General features: G+C 64.4%; 14 protein-coding genes. 4 read left to right on the top strand and 10 right to left on the bottom strand.

Going from position 1 to position 18,365, the window contains the following annotated elements:
• The 7 genes from MesoLj_RS29820 to MesoLj_RS29790 all read right to left on the bottom strand — a co-directional run bounded on the left by MesoLj_RS29820 (position 1) and on the right by MesoLj_RS29790 (position 8,737).
• Positions 1 to 2,028: a CocE/NonD family hydrolase gene (locus MesoLj_RS29820; RefSeq protein WP_202323542.1), complete on the bottom strand. Its 2,028-nt coding sequence runs from the start codon at positions 2,026 to 2,028 to the stop codon at positions 1 to 3.
• Between the two features lie 44 nt (positions 2,029 to 2,072).
• Complete coding sequence (locus tag MesoLj_RS29815) at positions 2,073 to 3,050, bottom strand: ABC transporter ATP-binding protein (RefSeq protein ID WP_140769381.1); 978 nt, start codon at positions 3,048 to 3,050, stop codon at positions 2,073 to 2,075.
• On the bottom strand, positions 3,047 to 4,030 hold the full coding sequence (locus MesoLj_RS29810; protein WP_202323541.1) for an ABC transporter ATP-binding protein: 984 nt from the start codon (positions 4,028 to 4,030) through the stop codon (positions 3,047 to 3,049). The genes MesoLj_RS29815 and MesoLj_RS29810 overlap by 4 nt, the downstream gene beginning before the upstream one ends.
• A complete protein-coding gene (locus MesoLj_RS29805; protein WP_244735198.1) occupies positions 4,027 to 4,917 on the bottom strand; it encodes an ABC transporter permease in 891 nt (296 codons plus the stop codon). The genes MesoLj_RS29810 and MesoLj_RS29805 overlap by 4 nt, the downstream gene beginning before the upstream one ends.
• The gene (locus tag MesoLj_RS29800) at positions 4,895 to 5,842 is read right to left on the bottom strand and encodes an ABC transporter permease (protein WP_202323540.1); all 948 of its coding nucleotides are present in this window, start codon (positions 5,840 to 5,842) and stop codon (positions 4,895 to 4,897) included. The genes MesoLj_RS29805 and MesoLj_RS29800 overlap by 23 nt, the downstream gene beginning before the upstream one ends.
• Before the next feature lie 52 nt (positions 5,843 to 5,894).
• The gene (locus MesoLj_RS29795; protein ID WP_140769377.1) at positions 5,895 to 7,454 is read right to left on the bottom strand and encodes an ABC transporter substrate-binding protein; all 1,560 of its coding nucleotides are present in this window, start codon (positions 7,452 to 7,454) and stop codon (positions 5,895 to 5,897) included.
• 290 nt (positions 7,455 to 7,744) lie between these two features.
• A complete protein-coding gene (locus MesoLj_RS29790) occupies positions 7,745 to 8,737 on the bottom strand; it encodes a dipeptidase (RefSeq protein ID WP_202323539.1) in 993 nt (330 codons plus the stop codon).
• A 220-nt stretch (positions 8,738 to 8,957) separates the two neighbouring features.
• Here MesoLj_RS29790 and MesoLj_RS29785 point away from each other — a divergent pair, with 220 nt between their 5' ends.
• Both MesoLj_RS29785 and MesoLj_RS29780 read left to right on the top strand, forming a co-directional pair.
• On the top strand, positions 8,958 to 10,937 hold the full coding sequence (locus tag MesoLj_RS29785; protein ID WP_202323538.1) for a S9 family peptidase: 1,980 nt from the start codon (positions 8,958 to 8,960) through the stop codon (positions 10,935 to 10,937).
• A gap of 20 nt (positions 10,938 to 10,957) precedes the next feature.
• Complete coding sequence (locus tag MesoLj_RS29780) at positions 10,958 to 12,229, top strand: NAD(P)/FAD-dependent oxidoreductase (RefSeq protein ID WP_202323537.1); 1,272 nt, start codon at positions 10,958 to 10,960, stop codon at positions 12,227 to 12,229.
• Positions 12,230 to 12,233: 4 nt separating this feature from the next.
• Here the strand turns inward: MesoLj_RS29780 and MesoLj_RS29775 are convergent, their stop codons facing one another.
• The gene (locus MesoLj_RS29775; RefSeq protein WP_202323536.1) at positions 12,234 to 13,127 is read right to left on the bottom strand and encodes a LysR family transcriptional regulator; all 894 of its coding nucleotides are present in this window, start codon (positions 13,125 to 13,127) and stop codon (positions 12,234 to 12,236) included.
• A gap of 134 nt (positions 13,128 to 13,261) precedes the next feature.
• On the opposite strand from MesoLj_RS29775, the gene MesoLj_RS29770 reads away from it, so the two are divergent.
• Positions 13,262 to 14,596 carry an aromatic ring-hydroxylating oxygenase subunit alpha gene (locus tag MesoLj_RS29770; RefSeq protein ID WP_181179621.1) on the top strand — a complete coding sequence of 445 codons (1,335 nt, stop codon included), beginning with the start codon at positions 13,262 to 13,264 and terminating at the stop codon, positions 14,594 to 14,596.
• A 125-nt stretch (positions 14,597 to 14,721) separates the two neighbouring features.
• Positions 14,722 to 16,368, top strand: coding sequence for an acetolactate synthase large subunit (locus tag MesoLj_RS29765; RefSeq protein ID WP_202323535.1), 1,647 nt, complete (start codon positions 14,722 to 14,724; stop codon positions 16,366 to 16,368).
• 44 nt (positions 16,369 to 16,412) lie between these two features.
• Here the strand turns inward: MesoLj_RS29765 and MesoLj_RS29760 are convergent, their stop codons facing one another.
• Complete coding sequence (locus tag MesoLj_RS29760; RefSeq protein WP_202323534.1) at positions 16,413 to 17,582, bottom strand: substrate-binding protein; 1,170 nt, start codon at positions 17,580 to 17,582, stop codon at positions 16,413 to 16,415.
• A gap of 81 nt (positions 17,583 to 17,663) precedes the next feature.
• On the bottom strand, positions 17,664 to 18,365 hold the full coding sequence (locus MesoLj_RS29755) for an ABC transporter ATP-binding protein (RefSeq protein ID WP_202323533.1): 702 nt from the start codon (positions 18,363 to 18,365) through the stop codon (positions 17,664 to 17,666).

Genomic DNA, 18,365 nt, shown 5'->3' with positions numbered 1-18,365 from the left:
TCAATTGAGGTCGCGCGGATACTCCTTGACCTCGCTTCGGTCGACGACCACCTCGTTGCGATCATGCGCCGTGATGTGGGTCTCGATCCGCCAGACATCGCGCAGCGCGCGCACCGTCGCCTTGACCGAAACACGCGCTTGCCAGTCGCCCCTGCCGTAGGATTTCTCCCATGTACAGGTGCCGACCGCCGTGTTCGGATCGTCGGGGTGGATGGTGAAGCGATCGACATGCCTTGCCGAAAGGGTCATTCCCGTATGCGGGTGCCGCACCGTGCCGCCGTCATTTATCACCTGGTAGACGGTCTCGCCGGTGACCTGGTCGGTCGACACCGAGCGCTGGAAGCCGTCGCCCCTGGCCAGCACCTCCTGCTCCATCGGGCTGGCGCTTTCCGGGCCGAGAAATGCTCCCAGCGTGTCATCCAGCTCCTGCGCTGCGCGCACCGGCAGGATCAGCCGGCTGTCGCCGCAATGGATCGACAGCGTCGCCTGTTCGGCCGTCGGGAAGACGATCGGCCAGTGCGACGTCGCCAGCGCCAGCCGGATGCGCTCGCCGGCCTCGAAACGCTGCCCGCAGCAGCGCAGCTTGATGCGCACTGTCTCCGCTTGCCCTGGCACCAGCGGCTCGATCTCCAGGTCGCCGTTGCGATGGCTGAGGTTGAGGATACCGTAGCTGACACGTGAGGCCGCCCCGTCCGCGAACACCTGCGACAGGGTGGCGGAGAGGAGCGCGACCGGTTTGTCTGAGGCGAGCTTGACCTCGAATTCGGGGAAACCGAGGATCTCGACGGCTTCGGTCAACGGCGCCGTCTCGAAGATCAGGGCGTTGCCTTCCTCGGTCCGCTGGTCGACCGGCAAGGTCGGCATGACGCCGTAGCCACACCAGGCGCCTGAAGACAGGCCGGCCGTCTGTGGCGATGAAATCTCCAGGATCGCGTTATCGCCCCTGGCCTCGCTCAGCACATGGGGTGCAAGGTTCAGCACCTTTTGCCCGACGCCCGGTCCCGGCCAGGACGGCTCGGCCACCCAGCGGCCGGGCCGCTCATCATAGATCGCGGCCGGCCGCGCCGGATCCTGGATCCAGGCGCGCAGCATCGGCTCGTCGGCAATGCCGGTGTCGATCCCCTTCAGATACTGGTCCCACCAGCGCAGGCATTCCTGCAGGAAGCCCATGCGCGGGCCGGGCATGGCGAAGTGGGGATATTTGTGCCCCCAGGGGCCGATCAGTCCCTTGCGGGGACCCGGCAGGTTTTCCAGCATGCGGAAGATCGGGTTGGGATAGCCGTCGGCCCAGCCGCCGACGGCATAGACCGGAATTTCGACATCGGCGTAGTCCTCGCAGATCGAGCCATGCTTGTAGAAATCGTCGCGGCGCTGGTGTTCGAACCAGTCCTGCATCCATATGCCGTTGCCGTTCAGCCGCTGCTCCCAGAGATCGCGCCAGCGGTCGCCGACGATCAGCGGATCAGGTGGCGTCATGGCGATCGCCCAGGCAGTCGTTCCCCACATCAGATTGTCGCACATCATGGCGCCGCCGAGGTAATGCACATCGTCATTGTAGCGGTCGTCGGTCGAGCACAGCGAGATGACAGCCTTCAGCGCCGGCGGGCGCCGGGCGGCGACCTGCAGCCCGTTGAAGCCGCCCCAGCTGATGCCGATCATGCCGACGCTGCCCGAGCACCAGGGTTGCCGGGCCAACCATTCGATCACCGCCAGGCAGTCATCCTGTTCCTGCTTCAGATACTCGCCCTTACACAGCCCTTCGCTGTCGCCCGAGCCGCGCATGTCGACACGCACGCCGGCATAGCCGTGCCCGGCGAAATAGGGATGCGTCAGCGCATCGCGTTCCACCGTTCCGTCGCGCTTGCGATAGGGCAGGTATTCAAGGATCGCCGGCACCGGATCGGCGTCGGCATCTTCCGGCAGCCAGACGCGCGCCGCCAGCTTGACGCCGTCCGGCATCGGAATCCACAGGTTCTCGATCTCGCGCACCTTGCGCGGAAAATCGGTGATGACGCGGATATCTTGCATGGCGGCTCCTCTCGACGCCCCGGCCATATGTGCCGAGGCTGTCCTTATGTGTTCAGCGGGAAATGGCAGGTCAGACGGCTGTCGCCTACAGCGGCCGGGACAGGGGCATCGACCGCGCAACGGTCCTGTGCTTGCGGGCAGCGTGTATGGAATTCACAGCCCTTGGGCCGCGCCAGCAGCGACGGTACGTCCGCCGGCAGCGTGATGCGCTGGTGCATCCTGTCGGGGTCGGGCTCCGGATTGGCCGATAGAAGTGCCGCCGTATAGGGATGATGCGGCGCGCGGAAGATCGCTTCGGTCTCGCCCTGCTCGACGAAGCGGCCGAGATACATGACCGCCATGCGGTCGGCGATCTGGCGCACGACATGCAGATTGTGGGTGATGATCAGCATCGACAGGCCCATGCGGTCGCGCAGATCGTTGAGCAGGTTCAGCACCTCGCCTTGTACGGAAACATCGAGGCCGGCCGTCGGCTCGTCGGCAACCACCAGCACGGGATCGAGCGCGATCGCCCGCGCGACGCCGACGCGGCGTGCCTGGCCGCCGGACAACTGGTGCGGATAGCGGTCGGCGAACTCGCGCGGCAGGCCGACCAGCGTCAGAAGCCGTGTGACCTCGGCGTTGAGATCACGGTTGGAGAGCCCATGGATGACGAAGGGCTCCGACAGCAGCGACCGCACGCTGAGCCGTGGCGACAGCGACCCGATCGGATCCTGGAACATCATCGGCATGCGCCGCCGCACCGGCTTCATCGCGGCGTTGGACAGGCCCTGCAACTCCTGTCCTTCGAACAGGATCGTGCCCGATTTGACGGGCTGAAGACCATTGATCGTGCGTGCGAGAGTGGTCTTGCCAGAGCCGGATTCGCCGACCAGCGCGAAAGTGGTGCCGCGCTGCAGGTTGAAGCTGACACCGGAGACCGCCTCGATCTCCGTGGCGCGCCCAGCCAGCCTGGCGGTCAGCCCACCAACCCGGAACGAAACGCGCAGATCGCTGACGCGGAGCAGGTCGTCGGAGCTCATGCGCTCATCACCCCCTGGGGAACGTCCGCGTGCCAGCATCGGGCGATGTGAGATCCGCCAAGTGGAGCGTTGGGAGGTGTCGTGAGGCATTGCGCATCGGCGCGGTCGCAACGCGGCTGGAAGACGCAGCCGCTCGGCCGCCGGCGCAGATCCGGCAAGGTTCCGGCGATGGTCGGCAGGCGGGCGACCCGTTGCGACAGCCGCGCGGGATCGCAGGCGAGCAGCTTTTGCGTATAGGGATGACGCGCATCATGGAAGATCTCGCGGGTCGTGCCGCTCTCCACCACTTCGCCGGCATACATGACGATCATCTCGTCGCAGAGTTCGGCGATAACCCCCAGGTGATGCGAGATGAAAAGCACCGAGCAGCCGATCTCGCGCTGCAGGTCCTTGAGCAGCTCGATGGTGGCCACCTCCAGCGTCGCGTCGAGCGCGGTGGTCGGCTCGTCGGCAATCAGCAGTGCCGGTTCCATCATCAGTGCCATGGCGATGGCGATGCGCTGCTTCATGCCGCCGGAGAATTCGTGCGGAAACTGCGCCAGCCGGCTTTCCGGATCGGGAATGCGGACCTTGCGCAGCATGGCGACCGAGCGCGCGTCCTTGTCCCGCTTCGACAGGCCTGAGCGATACTGGATATCACGCATCTGCCGTCCCACCGAAAGCACGGGATTGAGCGCACCCATCGGATCCTGGAACACGGTGGCGATCCTGCGGCCACGCAGCCCGCGCATCGCGGTCGGGTCAAGCCGGGTGAGGTCCTTGTCGCCTTCGAAGACGATCTCGCCCGACGAGATCTCGCCATTGTCGGCGAGCAGGCCGAGTATGGCGTTGATCAGCGTCGACTTCCCGCAGCCGGATTCGCCGACCACGCCGACGCTGCGGTTGGAGGGCACGGAAAGGCTGACGTCTTTCAGCGCCTCCAGCCGGCCGCTCTCGGTGTGGAAGGCAACGCTGAGATTCTTGACCGCGAGAACCGTCATGACCGCCCCTTCAGCCGGGGATCGAAGAGATCGCGCAAGGTCTCGCCGAAGAAGGTGAAGCCGAGCGTGGTCAGCACGATCGGCAGGCCGCCGGCGATCACGATCCAGTAGGAATCGCGGATGTTGGCGAAGCCGTCATTGAGGATTGCGCCCCAGCTCGGCGTCGGCGGCCGCACGCCAAGCCCGAGGAAGCTCATGCCGGCCTCGATCGCCACCACCACGGGGATGTCCATCGACACCAGGATCAGGATCGGGCCGATGATGTTGGGCAGGATATGGACGCGCAGGATGCGGCCGGCGCTTGCGCCCATCGAGCGTGCCGCCATGACATGTTCGGCGGATTTGAGCACCAGCGTCTGGGTGCGGATGATGCGCGCATAGCCCGGTACGTTGACCAGCATCACCACCAGCACCACCGCGTAGAGCGAGGGGCCGAACAGGGTGACCAGCGTCAGCGCCAGCATGACGGTCGGGAAACTCTTCACCGCGTCGAAGATGAGCAGCAGCACATTGTCGAGCCATCGTGGGCCATAGCCGGCGATCAGGCCCAGCACCACGCCGACAATCAGCGACACCAGGGTTGAGCCCAGCGCGATCATCAGCGCGACGCGTCCGCCGTAGAGAACCCGGGTGAAGAGATCGCGGCCGAGATGGTCGGTGCCGAGCAGGTGCAGAAGGCTGGGCGAGGCGAAGCGCTCGGCCGGCGAAATCTTGCTCGGCGTATAGCTGGTCAGGACACTGGCGAACACAGCCGAAAGCACCACCACCGCCACCAGCGTCAGGCCGATGGCGCCGAGCGGCTCGTGCATGATGCGGCGCACGGTGCGCCACACGCCGCCGAGGCGGCTGCCGCGAAAGGACAGCTCAGTTGAAACTTGATCTGACACGGGGATCCAATAGGCCGACCAGTATGTCTGCCACTACGTTGACGAGGACGAAGAAGACCGTGGTGACCAGCACGGCTCCCGAGACGATGGGGTAGTTGCGCACCGAAATCGCTTCATAGACCAGCTTGCCGATGCCAGGGCGGGCAAAGACGATTTCGGCGAAGACCGAAGACGACAGCATATGGCCGATGCCGACGCCGAGCAGGGTGATGGTCGGCAGCACGGCGATGCGCAGCGCGTAGGTGTAAATGATGCGATGTTCCGGCAGGCCGAAGGCGCGCGCCGTGCGGATATGGCTGGCCTCGAGCGTCTCCAGCATCGAGGCGCGCACCATGCGCGAGATATAGCCGATCCAGCCAAGGCCGACCGCTAATGACGGCAGGATGAGATGCTGAAGCTGGCTGGCGAGGTTTCCGGGGTCGCCGGCACCGATTGCCGGCAGCCATTGCAGGGCAACGGCAAAGACCAGTAGCGAATAGATGGCGACGACGAAGGACGGCACCGCGATCATCGCCACCGACAATACGCCGATCACTTGGTCGACGAAGCCTCCGCGCCGCACCGCCGCGATGCAGCCAAGCGGAATGCCGAGCGCCACCGACCAGGTGATGCCGCCGATGATGAGCGCCAGCGTGAACGGCAGTTGCTCCATCACCACGTTCAGCACCGGCCGGTCGGACAAGACTTCCGTGCCGAGATCGCCATGCAAGGCCGACCCATAGAAGTTCACGAATTGCCGCCAGACGGGCTGATCCAGGCCCATGCGCTCGCGCAACGCCTCCTTCATCTCCGGCGTCGCGCGTGGTCCCAGCGCGACCGAGGCCGGGTCGCCGGGGATGAGGTAAACCATGGCGAACATCATCATCAGCGCGAAGCTGATGATGATGGCGCCCAGCCACAGACGCTTGAGGGCGTAGCGGATCATGTCATTACCCGTCGGAACGTCTCCGGCGGGGGCAGGCCCCCGCGGGTCGATGTCATGCCGGTTTGAAATCGGTGAACACTGGTTCACCGTTTGGCTTCAGGCCGGCCACGACCGAGTCGCGATACATGACGCCGGTGACTTCATGGGTGAGGAAGACGTAGTTACCGTTTTCCTCCATCAGGTCCTGCAGCTTCTTGTAGATGACATCGCGCTTGGCCGGATCGAGTTCGACCATGCCCTCGGCATTGAGCTTGTCGAATTCCTCGCTGGAGAAACGCTCCCAGTTCCAGACGCCGATCTGGTCGCGTGTGAACCACGCGGTGGCCCAGCTTGGATCCGGCTGCATGGAGAAGCGGCTGATGACCATCTGCAGCTTCTTCCAGTAGTCGCCTTCCTTGGCGCCGAGCGTCCAGAAGGTGCCGCTGTCGTTCTGCTTGATCTCGACGTTGAGGCCGACATCCTGCAGGTTCGACTGCACCACCTGAGCGGCGGTGAGGCGCTCGGTCTTGTTGAGGATGTCGAGCGTGATCGTGGTGCCGGCGAGCCCCTCCTTGGCGATCATGTCGCGGGCGCGGTCCGGATCGTAGTCGAAAAGGTTCTTCTCGCGGTGGCCGGGCAGGCCGGGCGCGATGATGCCGGTCGCGGTGGCGGCCGCGCCGAAATAGGCGGCATCGACGACGGCCTTGCGGTCCACGGCATATTGCACCGCGCGGCGCATGTTCGGATTGTTGAACGGCGCGACATCCTGGTTCATGCCCAGCCAGACAAAGGCCAGCGACGGCTTCTCGACGACCTTGGTCTTCGGCGGCGGCGTCTGTTTCAGCCGCGAGATCGAGGAGACCGCGGTCCAGGTGTAGTCGAGATCGCCGGCCTCGTAGCCGAGTTCGCCCGTCTTCTCGTCCTCGATCGGATGGATGTGGATTTCGGCAAAGCCGCCCGGCTCGTACTTCCAGTCAGGGTTGCGCACCAGCACGGTGCGCTGCTTGGGCAGCCATTCCTTCAGTATGTAGGGGCCTGACTGCGCAACCGGCTTGACGCCCAACTTGCCGCCGAGTTCGGTGATGGCTTTCTTGGACAGGATGGTCCCGGACGGCGTCGGCAAGGTGGATGTCCACAGTGGCGCGAAGGCCTGCTTGAGATGGATGATGCCAGAGAGCTTGTCCTTGACCTCGACTTCCTTGAGCGTCGCCCAGTCGCCGGAATAGGGGCTCTTGTTGGCCGGGTCGGCGATGCGCTCGATCGAGAATTTGACGTCCTCCGCCGTCATCTGGCCATAGCCGTCGGTGAAGCCGATATTGTCGCGCAGTTTGAAGGCGACGGTCAGCGGGTCGAGCTGTGTGATCGTCTCCGCCGCCATCGGCCGCCAGCCCCAGCTCTCGCCAGGCGTGGTGACGACGAGCCCGGCGAAAATGACGCTGGTGATATCGCCTTCGGGCGCGGCCAGCCGGAAGCAGGGGTCGAGCGTCTGGATGTCGGCGTATGAGCGCACCTTCAGGATCGGACCATCGGCCGACCAGGAGATTTTCGGATTGACCATCGAGGCAAGACCAAAGGCTCCGGCTCCAGCCAGCAGGCCGCGTCGCGAAATCCTGGTGTCGGTAAAAATGGACATGCTCTACCCCTCTGCTGTTTTAATTGTCGTGCTTGATCTGCTGGCTTTTTCGAACCGCGCCGAATTTATCGGTCAGCTAAAACTGCTAGGGATAGACATGTATGTCTAGCGAAAATTTTGCTGGCATGTTCGAATCTTGGATATGGCCGGTCTTGCGCAAAATCCCGATATCCGATCCGCCCCTGCCGGCACTCCGGCGGGGGCTAAATGCCATCGGCCCACCCCGGGCAGGCTGGTCAGCCGGTCGGCGGAAGCTGGATCAAAAGCCGAAGCGCAGCCCGCGTTCTCGCCTACTTCCAGATCTCGCTCGCGAGCCGCATGAAATTGCCGCCCATGACGTCGCGCACTGCCTGGTCCGATTGGCCACGGCGCAGCAGCACCTCGGCCAGTTCGCGCATCTGGCCAGGGGCCGAGTAGGTCGTGGCACCTTCCGGATATTCGTTCTTGGGCCAGAATTGCGGGTTGTCGGAGATGATGCGGTCGATGCCCTTGACGTCGACCGGGAAGGCGTAGTCCAGCCCGATGCCGACATGGCGCGGGCCGATCAGATCGACGAGGTACTCGATATGGTCGGCCAGCCTCTCCGAATCCGTCCGGCCTTCACCGAGGAAACGATTGAGCCCGACGATTGCGACAATGCCGCCAGTGCGTGCGCAGGCTTTGATCTGATCGTCGGTGATGTTGCGGCCGTGGCCGCAAAGCGCCTTGGGGTTGGAGTGCGAGAAGATGACCGGCCGGTTGGAATACTCCATGACCTCCATCGAAGTGCGGTAGCCGGTATGTGTGACGTCGACAAACATGCCGAGACGGTTCATCTCGTCGATGACCTCGCGGCCGAACGCCGTCAGGCTGGTCTCGACATCGTGGCAGCCGCCGCCGGCCAGATTGTTCCTGTTGTACGCAAACAGGATCTGGCGCACGCCGAGCTGGTGGTAGAACTCCACCATCTCGATGCGGCCGTCGAGCGCGTTCATGCCCTCTATGTCGAAGGTGATCGCGAGTTTGCCCTCGGCCTTGGCCTTGCGGATTTCCGTGACCGAGGAGACCAGAGTGTAGTGCTGGGAATTGGAAAGGATCCAGTGGCGGAAATTCGCCAGCGTCCTGACAGTCTGCTCCCAGGGCAACAGATCGAAGCCGACGTCGATCGACAGATAGTCGATGCCGGCATCGCGCCAGATCTGCAGATTGTTAAGGTCGGCCGCCGGATCCGGCATGAAGCCGGAATGCGCGTCCCAAATGATTTCACTGTCAAAAATTGCCCGGGCGGCATTCGAAACGGTCACTTTTTCCTCGCTCTCTCGGCAGTACCAGCATCTCGGAATGCCGGATCAATCAGCGTTCCGGTCGCATGATCCAGATGCAGTGCCTATCAACTATCAGGCCACAGACACATGTGTCTAGACAGCTCCGATTGAGCCTGTATGGTCGCCGTCGTTGCCATCAGGACAGTGCGGCGCGGCTCTGCGTCGTGGGGTCCGCAACGCTTGACTATGAGGGTATCCGATGCAACGGGATTTTCGCTCCTCGGCGGAATTCGAGGCCATCCACGGCTTCTACAGCGATCTTCTGGGCGCCCCCGGCCACGTCTTCGGCGGCCGCTCGCTGTGCGGCCATCATGGCGCGGGACAACTCCATTTCATCGGCCAGAGTTTCGAAGGAACGATCGAGGATGGACCCACGAGCAGGCTCTACCAGGTCGCACGCGGCGGCGGTCCGCTCAAACGGCTGAGCGAAAGGGAAGCGCGGCAGATCCGTTTGTCGCCTGACGGGTCACGGCTCGCATTCGCCTGCCAGGGTGACGGCACCGCGACGGACCTGATCGAGATATGGTTCGACAGTGCCGTTGTCGCGAGCGCCGTCCTGCAAGGGCGCATCGAACAGGTCGACTGGTCGCCGGACGGCAGGAAACTTCTTCTGGTGGTTGCCGGAACCGCGGCCGACCTTGCCGGTATCCACGGCGGCTATGCCCAGAAACAACAGGCGGAAGCCGTCGCCTGGCTGCCCGAGGTTCGGCTGGGCGAGGGCGAGGACCTTTGGCGCCGCATATGGATCTGGGACATCGAGGGTGCCGCTCGCCCGCTCACCGCCCCGCCGCTGAACGTCTGGGAGGCGAGCTGGTCCGGCAACGACAGCATTGCCGCGCTGGTCAGCGACGATCATGGCGAGGGCAGCTGGTATAGGGCGCATCTGGCGCTGGTCGACGCCGGCTCGGGCTCCGCGCGGACGATCCATACGCCAAAGGACCAGATCGGTTGCGTCAGGGGCGGTCCGGGCGGAGACAAGGTCGCCTTCGTCCAGGCATTCTGCAGCGATCGCGGGCTGGTTGCCGGCCTGCTTTCCATCCTCGATCTGAAAACCGGCGCGGTTGTAATTGCCGACACGCCGGGCATCGATGTGACATCGGTCGAATGGCGTTCGGCAACGGTCATCCATTTTGCCGGTGCCGGCGGCCCAGAAACCGTGAGCGGCGATTTCTCGCTCGACCGTGCGGTCGCGACGCAACATTGGGCGTCGCGCGAACTCACCCATGGCGAGTGGGTGCCCGCGTCTCACCCGATCGGAGACAGGGGCTCGCTGTTCATCGCCGAATCCTGGTCGCGCGCGCCGTTCCTGGCCGAAGAGACGGATGGCTCCATTGTTGAACTGGCCTCGCTGGCCGCGCCCGGTGCTGCCAAGGCGATGGCCGCCTGCGGTATGGTCGAACCCTTCGAATGGCCGGCGCCGGACGGGCTGACCATCCAGGGCTGGCTGGTGCGGCCGTCTGGCGCGACGGCCCCGACGCCGCTCCTGGTCGATGTTCATGGCGGACCGGTTTCGGCGCACCGCAACCGCTGGCTTGGCCGTTCGCGCGCCGGCGCCATCCTTGCCAGCCGTGGCTGGACGATCCTGTTCCCGAACCCGCGTGGCAGCACCGGGCGCGGCGACGACTTTGCCCGTGCCGTCAAGGGCGACATGGGCGGCGCCGACGCGCAGGACATCATCAGCGGGGTCGACGCGCTGATCGCGCGCGGGCTGGTCGATGGCACGCGTGTCGCCGTTACCGGCACCAGCTATGGTGGCTTCATGTCAGCCTGGCTGCCCTCGCAGAGCGACCGCTTCGCTGTGGCGGTGCCGATCTCTCCGGTTGGCGACTGGTATAGCCAGCATCGCACGTCGCAAATCCCTGAATTTGACGAGATCATGCTGACGACGTCGCCTTGGCAATCCGGCGGCGAGTATTTTTCGCGCAGCCCCGCATTCCACAGGCAGAAGAAGATCGTGCCGTCACTGATCATGGCCGGCGCCATCGACAAGAGCACACCGCCGGGACAGGCCGAGGAATGCCATTTCGCGGCCCTGAGGTCCGGAGCGCCGAGCGCTCTCGTCATCTATCCGAAGGCTGGCCACAGCCTGCGCGGCTACCCCGAATACATCGACAGTGCCGCGCGCATCCTGTGGTGGCTGGAAAGACATATCGGCCCCGCCGGCGGGACCGGGCCATGAGTGAAGGGAGAACAGAAGAGATGAGCACAAACGGCAACCACACCGGAGGCAGCAACCGACATATCGCCGTGATCGGCGGTGGCATCATCGGCTGCAGCGCGGCCGTGCATCTGCTGCGGTCCGGCGTGCGCCAGGTGACCATCATCGATGCGGGTCAGCCGGGCGCGGCGACCACCGGCGCCGGTGCGGGTTTCGTCTCGCATTGGTCCGCGGGCATGATCCCGCTCGGCGAGGAAGGTTTTCAGCTTCAGCAGTATGGGCTCGATTTCTATCGCCGGCTGCACGAGGTCGGCGTTGAGATCGGCTACCGGCCGAACGGTACCTTGATCATGGCGCTGACCGAGGATGGACGCGAGCGCTTCGTGCGTCCGGTGCTGGACTCTCCTTACGCGCCGCCGGAGATGCAGGATCTGAACGCCGCGCAGATCGGCCAGAAGATGCAGGGCCTGATCGATCCGGCGCGCGTCCACTCGGCGGCTTACAACCCGCACGGCATCCAGCTGGATACTACCCTGGCGATGAAGGTGCTCACCGGCCAGATCGGCGAGCTTGGCGGCGTCTTCCGCAGCGGGACGCGCGTTACCGCCGTCCAGGACGCGGGTGATCGGGTGACGATCGAAACCGATCAGGGCAGAATTGAAGCCGATGGCGCGATCGTTGCCGCCGGCGCCTGGAACAACCAGGTGATCGCAGGCCTTGGCTGGCAGCTGCCGCTGCTGCGGGTCGTCGCGACGCGTATCGTCACCGACAACAGGGGATTGCCGTCGACGATCCCGACAGTCCAGTGCCGCGAGTTGCGGCTGTGGCTGCGCGAAACATTCGGCGCCGTCATGTGGGGCACCGGCAGGCACTATCAGCCTCTCTACAAAACGGCCGACAGCGGCATCGAACCCGGTCAACCGCATAATCTGGAACTGATGCAGGCGACGTCCGAACAAGAGCTTGCGGAATTGCAGACGATCTTCCCGCCGCTGCGCGGCTCGAGGATCGCGAGTTGGGCGCAAGGCGTGCCGTGCTACACACCCGACAACAGCCTCGTGGTCGGCAAGATCCCGGGCAGCGACAACGTCGTGATCGCCGGCGGCGACAATGAGAGCGGCGTCACCCATGGCCCGGGCCTTGGCCGGCTCGCCTGTGAACTCGCCCTCGGCCAGACCCCGTTCGTCTCGCCCGGACGCTTCCGTGTCGACCGTTACGCCTCCGATGCCTTCAAGTCCGAAGCCGAGGTCGAGGCCGCCATGCCGGCCTGGGGGGCGCGCCACGACGCCTCAAGGTTTGGCCGCGAAGCCTGATCCCTCAGGTGGTGCCGACGCTGCCAAGCAGTGCCTGCGCCACCGACCTGACCAGCGGACCGGCATTCTTCCGCATCACGATGTGGAAGGAGCCGGCGTGGCGACGCGAGGCCTTGGTCAAACGGATGAGCTGGCCGCGACGAAGCTGCTCGTCGGCGAAGCCGGCCCAGGCCAGTGCCGCGCCGCGGCCGGCGATGGTTTCGTGTATCATCGACATATAGCTCGTGAACCTCGGACCCTCGAGCTTGCGGTCGGTTCCGATCCACGATTGCCAGCTGTCGATCGCTCTGGGCGGCGTGGCCTGATGCAGCAGAGGCACGTCAAGGAAAGCCTCCGGCTCTTCCGTCGCAAGCGCCGGATGCCGGGCCAGGAAAGCGGGCGCGCAGACGGGATACCATTCTCCGTCGAACAGCTTTTCGGCAACAAGATCAGGCCATTGTTCGGGTTCGCCGAAGCGGATCGACAGTGCCACTTCAGGCTGGTCGAAATCCCTGTAGTCGTTGGATGTCTGCAGCAGCACGCGGCCATCGGCGACAAGCGAAGTGATCAGGCCGAAGCGGGGCATCAGCCACGCTTGCGCCAGATCATGGCTGCAGCCGACGACGAGTGTGTCGCTGTCGTGCTCGGTCAACTCCTCCACCGCTTGCCTGATGGTCGTTAGCCCTTCGCGGATCGCTTCGGCCAGCGCCATGCCGGCTCCGGTGATGGCGACGCGGTTGCCCTCACGCGTGAACAGTTCGACCGAAAGTTGCCTCTCGAGATTGGCGACGTGACGGCTGACCGCGGATTGCGCGATGTTGAGTTCCTGCGCGGCGGATGTCAGGCCGCCATGCCGCGCGGCCGCCTCGAAGGCGACCATGGCGTTCAGAAGCGGAAGTGACGTCTTGAGGGTTTTCACGATCGGGGCTCGGTTCTGCCTTCATGCCTTTTCGATATGAAGGTCTACCATTTCTGTATTTGCCGCAAGCTTTTCGGCATCGCAAACTCTATCGAAACATCATCCTAACGCCAGCGTGCAGAAAGGTGTTCGCCGTGCAGGCCAACACACCGAACAGCCAGCCCATCGATCGAAACGAGATTGTCCGCCTGATTGACCGGCAGCGTCAGGACTGGTCGCTGGAACAGGCTTTCTATACGGATCCGGCCATCTTCGCGCTGGAGCGGGATCTGTGGTTCCCGCGCCAATGGGTGCTTGTCGCCCATGCCAGCGAAGTGCCCGAGAAAGGGCGCTACATCGTGCGTCAGCTGTTCGACGAGGAGATCATCGTTGTGCGCTTCGGTGACGGCGAGGAGGACATCGCGGCCTATTACAACGTCTGTACCCATCGCGGCTCGCGGCTCTGCACCAAGGATGGCCGCGGCAAGCTTCTGGTCTGTCCCTATCACGCCTGGTCGTTCAGGCTGACCGGCGAACTGCAGTCGCGGCAGGATCTTCCGCCAAGCGTGGACCCGGAGGCGCTCGGACTGCATCGCGTGCCCTCGAAATGTTTCGGCGGCCTGGTGTTCTGTGGGCTGGACGCCAATTCCTTGCCCGACATCGAGCCTGTCGCGGCGGGGCTGACCGATGGGTTGCGCGAAAATGGCCTCGACCAGGCGCGCATTGTCGCCCGCAAGAACTACCTGACCAAGGCGAACTGGAAGCTGGTGCTTGAGAACTTCCTCGAATGCTACCATTGCCGGCCGGCGCATCCCGAATATTACCGCGTCAACGGCCATGTCAAAGTCACCGCGACCCGCGACGCCGACAAGGCGGTCGAATGGCAGAATGAAATCGAGGCCTGGCACAGCGTCATCGGCGATGCCGAATTCCACAAGGGCGCATGGCAGCCGGGCGACCTCGATACCATGCCGTTCGCCATGCACCGCAAGCCGATCGGCTCGGGCCGCAACACCTTGTCCAATACCGGCGAGGGGGTCTCGTGCCTGATGGGCGGCCGCAATGCCTATGATGGCGGCGAAAGCGGCTTCCGCCTCGGGCGGCTGTCCTTCGCCAGCGCTGCCAACGACTATGTCACGCTGTTCCAGATGATACCGCGCAATGCCATGGAGACCGACGTCATCCTGACCTGGCTCGTCGACAAGGACGCCGATCAGGACGTCGATGCAGACGCAATCAGCTGGATGTGGGACGTGACCACCGTGCAGGACAAGAAGATCACCGAGGACAATGCCGACGGCATCCTCTCGCGCGCCTACCGTCCGGGCCCCTATACGCCGCTGGAAAGCCAGACCTCCTTCTTCGTGCAGACCTATCTGTCGGAACTGCGCTCGCTGATCACCGGCACGCGCGGCGCACCGGCCAGCCAGTGGTCTGCGCCGGCGCAGCTCTTTGCATCGCCCAAGGCGGCCTGCTCAACGCGCCTTTGACCGGTAGGACGCGGATTCGGGTCTCTCCTGCAGAATGAGTGCACGCTTCAGGTCTTTGAGGCGTCGCGTTCCGGTGCCATATGAAGGTGGCTGACGGAATGTGCGCATTGCAGGAGAGACGGTTCATGACCAAGGGTTCGGATCTGTTCGTGGCGGCCCTCGAAAACGAAGGGGTCGAGCGGATTTTCGGCATTCCGGGCGAGGAAAACCTCGATATCGTCGAATCTATTCGCCGCTCGTCGATTCAGCTGATCCTGACCCGCCACGAGCAGGCGGCGGCCTTCATGGCCGCTACCTACGGCAGGCTCACCGGCAAGCCGGGCGTGTGCATCACCACGCTTGGCCCCGGCGCGCTCAATCTGACGACCGGCGCTGCCTATGCGCTGCTCGGCGCGATGCCGATGATCATGATCACCGGCCAGAAGGGCATCCTGTCATCGCGGCAGGCGCGCTTCCAGATCGTCGATATCGTCGCGGCGATGAAGCCGCTGACCAAGCTGTCGCGCCAGATCGTCTCGCCCAAGATGATCCCCTCGCTGGTGCGTGAGGCCTTCCGCGTCGCGCAGGAGGAGCGTCCGGGTCCGATGCATCTGGAATTGCCGGAAGACATAGCGGCGGCCCAGTGCGATCCGGTCGCGCTGGTGCCGACGCATCCGGTCGACCTGCCCATTGCCGGCGCGGACGCGCTGGATCGGGCTGCCCGGATGATCATGGAGGCGAAGCGTCCGCTGTTGATGTTCGGCGCGGCGGCGTCGCGCCCGCGCGTGACCCCGGATATCGCTCAGTTCGTGCTGCGCACACAGATACCCTATTTCACCACACAGATGGGCAAGGGCACCGTGCCTGGCGGCACCGAACTCTACATGGGGACGGCGGCGCTCTCGGAGCGCGACTACGTGCACGAGGCCATAGAACAGGCCGATCTGATCATCACCATCGGCCACGATACGGTCGAGAAACCGCCCTTCATCATGGGTACCAACGGGCCGAAGGTGATCCATGTCGGCTATCACTCGGCCGATGTCGAGCAGGTCTATTTCCCGCAGGCCGAGATCGTCGGCGACCTTGGCCCCTCGCTGGCGCTGCTGGCCGACCGCGTCGAAGGCAAGATCCCCAATGCACAGGCCTTGCTGCCGCTGCGTGAAGGCATTTTGAGCCGCATCGCCGCGCGCGCCACCGAAGACCGCTTCACGCCGCAGCGCATCGTGCATGACGTGCGCGCCGTGATGCCGGCGGACGGGATCCTTGCCCTCGACAACGGCATGTACAAGATCTGGTTCGCGCGCAATTACCGCACGCGCATGGCGAACACGCTGCTGCTCGACAATGCGCTGGCCACCATGGGCGCCGGCTTGCCGTCGGCGATGATGGCGGCATTGCTCTACCCCCAACGCCGCGTCATGGCCATTTGCGGCGACGGCGGCTTCATGATGAACAGCCAGGAACTGGAGACCGCCGTTCGGCTCAAGCTAGACCTTGTCGTTCTGCTGCTCGAAGACCATGCCTATGGCATGATCCGCTGGAAGCAGGCGGTAGACGATTTCCCGGATTTCGGCATGACCTTCGGCAACCCCGATTTCGTCAAATATGCCGAGGCCTATGGCGCCAGGGGAACCAGGGTCGGCGAGATCGCCCAATTGCGGCCGGCGCTGGAGCAGGCCTTTGCCGGCGGCGGCGTGCATCTGGTCGTCGTGCCCATCGACTATTCCGAAAACACCCGTGTGCTTGTCGACGAACTGCGCGAGCGGCTGCCGGCGCCACAGAAGCCCTGACGGCGGCGGCAACGCCGCCGTCAGGATTGGTTGGGTGCGAGGGCCTACACCTTGCAGTAGGGCGTGACCGGCGCGATGGTGCCGAAATCCTTGGCGATCTCGTAGCTGATGCCGTCGGCCGCCGCCTTGCCGACATAGGAATGGCAGAGCGTGTGGTTGTTGGAGGCATCGACGCGGATCTTGCCTTGCGGTGCGTCGAATTCGATGGTCGGCAGCGCCTTGAGCACATCGTCGTCCTTCAGCGATCCGGCCTTCTCGGCGGCCAGCGCATAGAGATGCAGGCCGTTATAGCCGGCCTCGCCGATGCCGTTGACCATCTTTTCCTGGCCGAATTTTTCGCGGAAGCTCGAGATGAACTTCTTGTTCACCGGATTGTCGAGCGCCATCCAGTAGGGCTGGGGCGCGTAGGTGCCGGCGGCGACGCCGGGCGGCAGCGCGTCCTTGTTGAAGACCTCGTCGAGCGGCGCGATCAGCGGCTGCTTGATGTCGAAGCTGCGATACTGCTTGAGCTGGGTGACAGCGTCGTTGCCGACCACCATCGACCAGACGACATCGGGCTTCAGCGACTTGATCTTCTGGAAGGCCGGGCCGAAATCCGTGGTGCCGAACGGATAGTAGTCGGCGCCGATGATCTTGCCGCCGGCCTTCTCGTAGGCAGCCGTGATCGCCTCGGTCATCTTCTGCGGCCAGGCATAGTCCGAGGCCATGATGTAGATGGTCTTGCCGAGGTTCTCGGCCACCCACGGCATCATCGGGTCGACCTGCTGCATCGGGATCGGGCCGGTGGCGACGAAGTAGCGGTTGCATTCGCCGCCCTCGAAATTGGTTGGGTAGAAGAACAGCTTCTTGGCCTTCGAGGTCACCGACAGCGTCGCACTGCGCTCGGGTGAGATGATCGTGCCCATGATCACGTCGACCTTGTCCTCATTGAGGAGCTTGCGTGCCTTGTCGATCGAGCCCTTGGTCGTGGTCTGGTTGTCCTCGATGAACAGCTCGACCTGGCGGCCGCCGATGCCGTTGGCGGCGTTGAGTTCGGCCGCGGCGAGCTTGTAGCAATTGAGCAGCGTCTCGCCGAGGATCGCCTGCAGCCCGGTAATTGGAATCGACAGGCCGACCTTGACGGTGTCGGCGGCGCGCAGGATCGACGGCGCGCCGACCATGGCGAAGGCGGCGGCAGCGCCGCCGGATTTCAGGATAGTTCTTCTGCTTATCATTTTTGTGTTCCCTTCCAGTCCAGGCGCGCCCCATGCACGCCTTACAAAGCCAACAGGTCCCAGGCACGCTTCAGCCGCGCCTTATAGGGCCAACAAATCCTTCAGCAGGCTCTCGTCGGCGAACGCCTCCGGCGTGCCTTCATGCACGATCCTGCCTTTCTCCATCACCAGGCAGCGGTCGGCCGCCTTGAGAACGAGATCGAGATTCTGCTCGACCAGAACGATCGCGATGCCGCGCTCGCGGGCGATCCGCGGCACCAGTTCGGCGATCGACTGCACGATGTTCGGCTGGATGCCTTCCGAGGGCTCGTCGAGCAGCAGCACCGACGGCAGGCCGCACAGCGCGCGGCCGATCGCCAGCATCTGCTGCTGGCCGCCCGAGAGGGTGCCGGCGATCTGGGCCTCGCGTTCGCGCAGGATCGGAAAATAGCCGAAGATGTCGGCCGGAATGCCGCCGTCGCCGCGATCACGGGCGGCACGCGTGCCGACTTCCAGGTTCTGCCGCACGGTGAGTTGGTTGAAGATGCCACGGCCTTGCGGCACATGCGCGATGCCCGCCCGCGCACGGCGGAAGGCCGCTGCATTGGTGAGATCTTGGCCGCCGAGAACCACGGCGCCGCCGCTGGCCCTCAAGGCGCCGGCGATCACGCGCAGCAGCGTCGTCTTGCCGGCACCATTGCGGCCGAGCAAGCCGACGACTTCGCCCGGCGCTACGCCGAGGTCGATGCCGTTCAGCACCGGGAGCGGGCCGTAGCCTGCCGACACGGCAAATGTCCGCAACAT

The sequence above is a fragment of the Mesorhizobium sp. 113-3-9 genome (assembly GCF_016756515.1).
Taxonomy (GTDB): domain Bacteria; phylum Pseudomonadota; class Alphaproteobacteria; order Rhizobiales; family Rhizobiaceae; genus Mesorhizobium.
The sequence above is the reverse complement of the archived record's forward strand: the minus strand, read 5'-3'. Positions and strand labels throughout refer to the sequence as shown.

Coding starts and splice junctions, on each gene's coding strand:
- MesoLj_RS29765 (WP_202323535.1), top strand. CDS start 14,722: ATGACCAAGGGTTCGGATCTGTTCGTGGCGGCCCTCGAAAACGAAGGG.
- MesoLj_RS29820 (WP_202323542.1), bottom strand. CDS start 2,028: ATGCAAGATATCCGCGTCATCACCGATTTTCCGCGCAAGGTGCGCGAG.
- MesoLj_RS29755 (WP_202323533.1), bottom strand. CDS start 18,365: ATGTTGCGGACATTTGCCGTGTCGGCAGGCTACGGCCCGCTCCCGGTG.
- MesoLj_RS29795 (WP_140769377.1), bottom strand. CDS start 7,454: ATGTCCATTTTTACCGACACCAGGATTTCGCGACGCGGCCTGCTGGCT.
- MesoLj_RS29800 (WP_202323540.1), bottom strand. CDS start 5,842: ATGATCCGCTACGCCCTCAAGCGTCTGTGGCTGGGCGCCATCATCATC.
- MesoLj_RS29785 (WP_202323538.1), top strand. CDS start 8,958: ATGCAACGGGATTTTCGCTCCTCGGCGGAATTCGAGGCCATCCACGGC.
- MesoLj_RS29780 (WP_202323537.1), top strand. CDS start 10,958: ATGAGCACAAACGGCAACCACACCGGAGGCAGCAACCGACATATCGCC.
- MesoLj_RS29810 (WP_202323541.1), bottom strand. CDS start 4,030: ATGACGGTTCTCGCGGTCAAGAATCTCAGCGTTGCCTTCCACACCGAG.
- MesoLj_RS29760 (WP_202323534.1), bottom strand. CDS start 17,582: ATGATAAGCAGAAGAACTATCCTGAAATCCGGCGGCGCTGCCGCCGCC.
- MesoLj_RS29815 (WP_140769381.1), bottom strand. CDS start 3,050: ATGAGCTCCGACGACCTGCTCCGCGTCAGCGATCTGCGCGTTTCGTTC.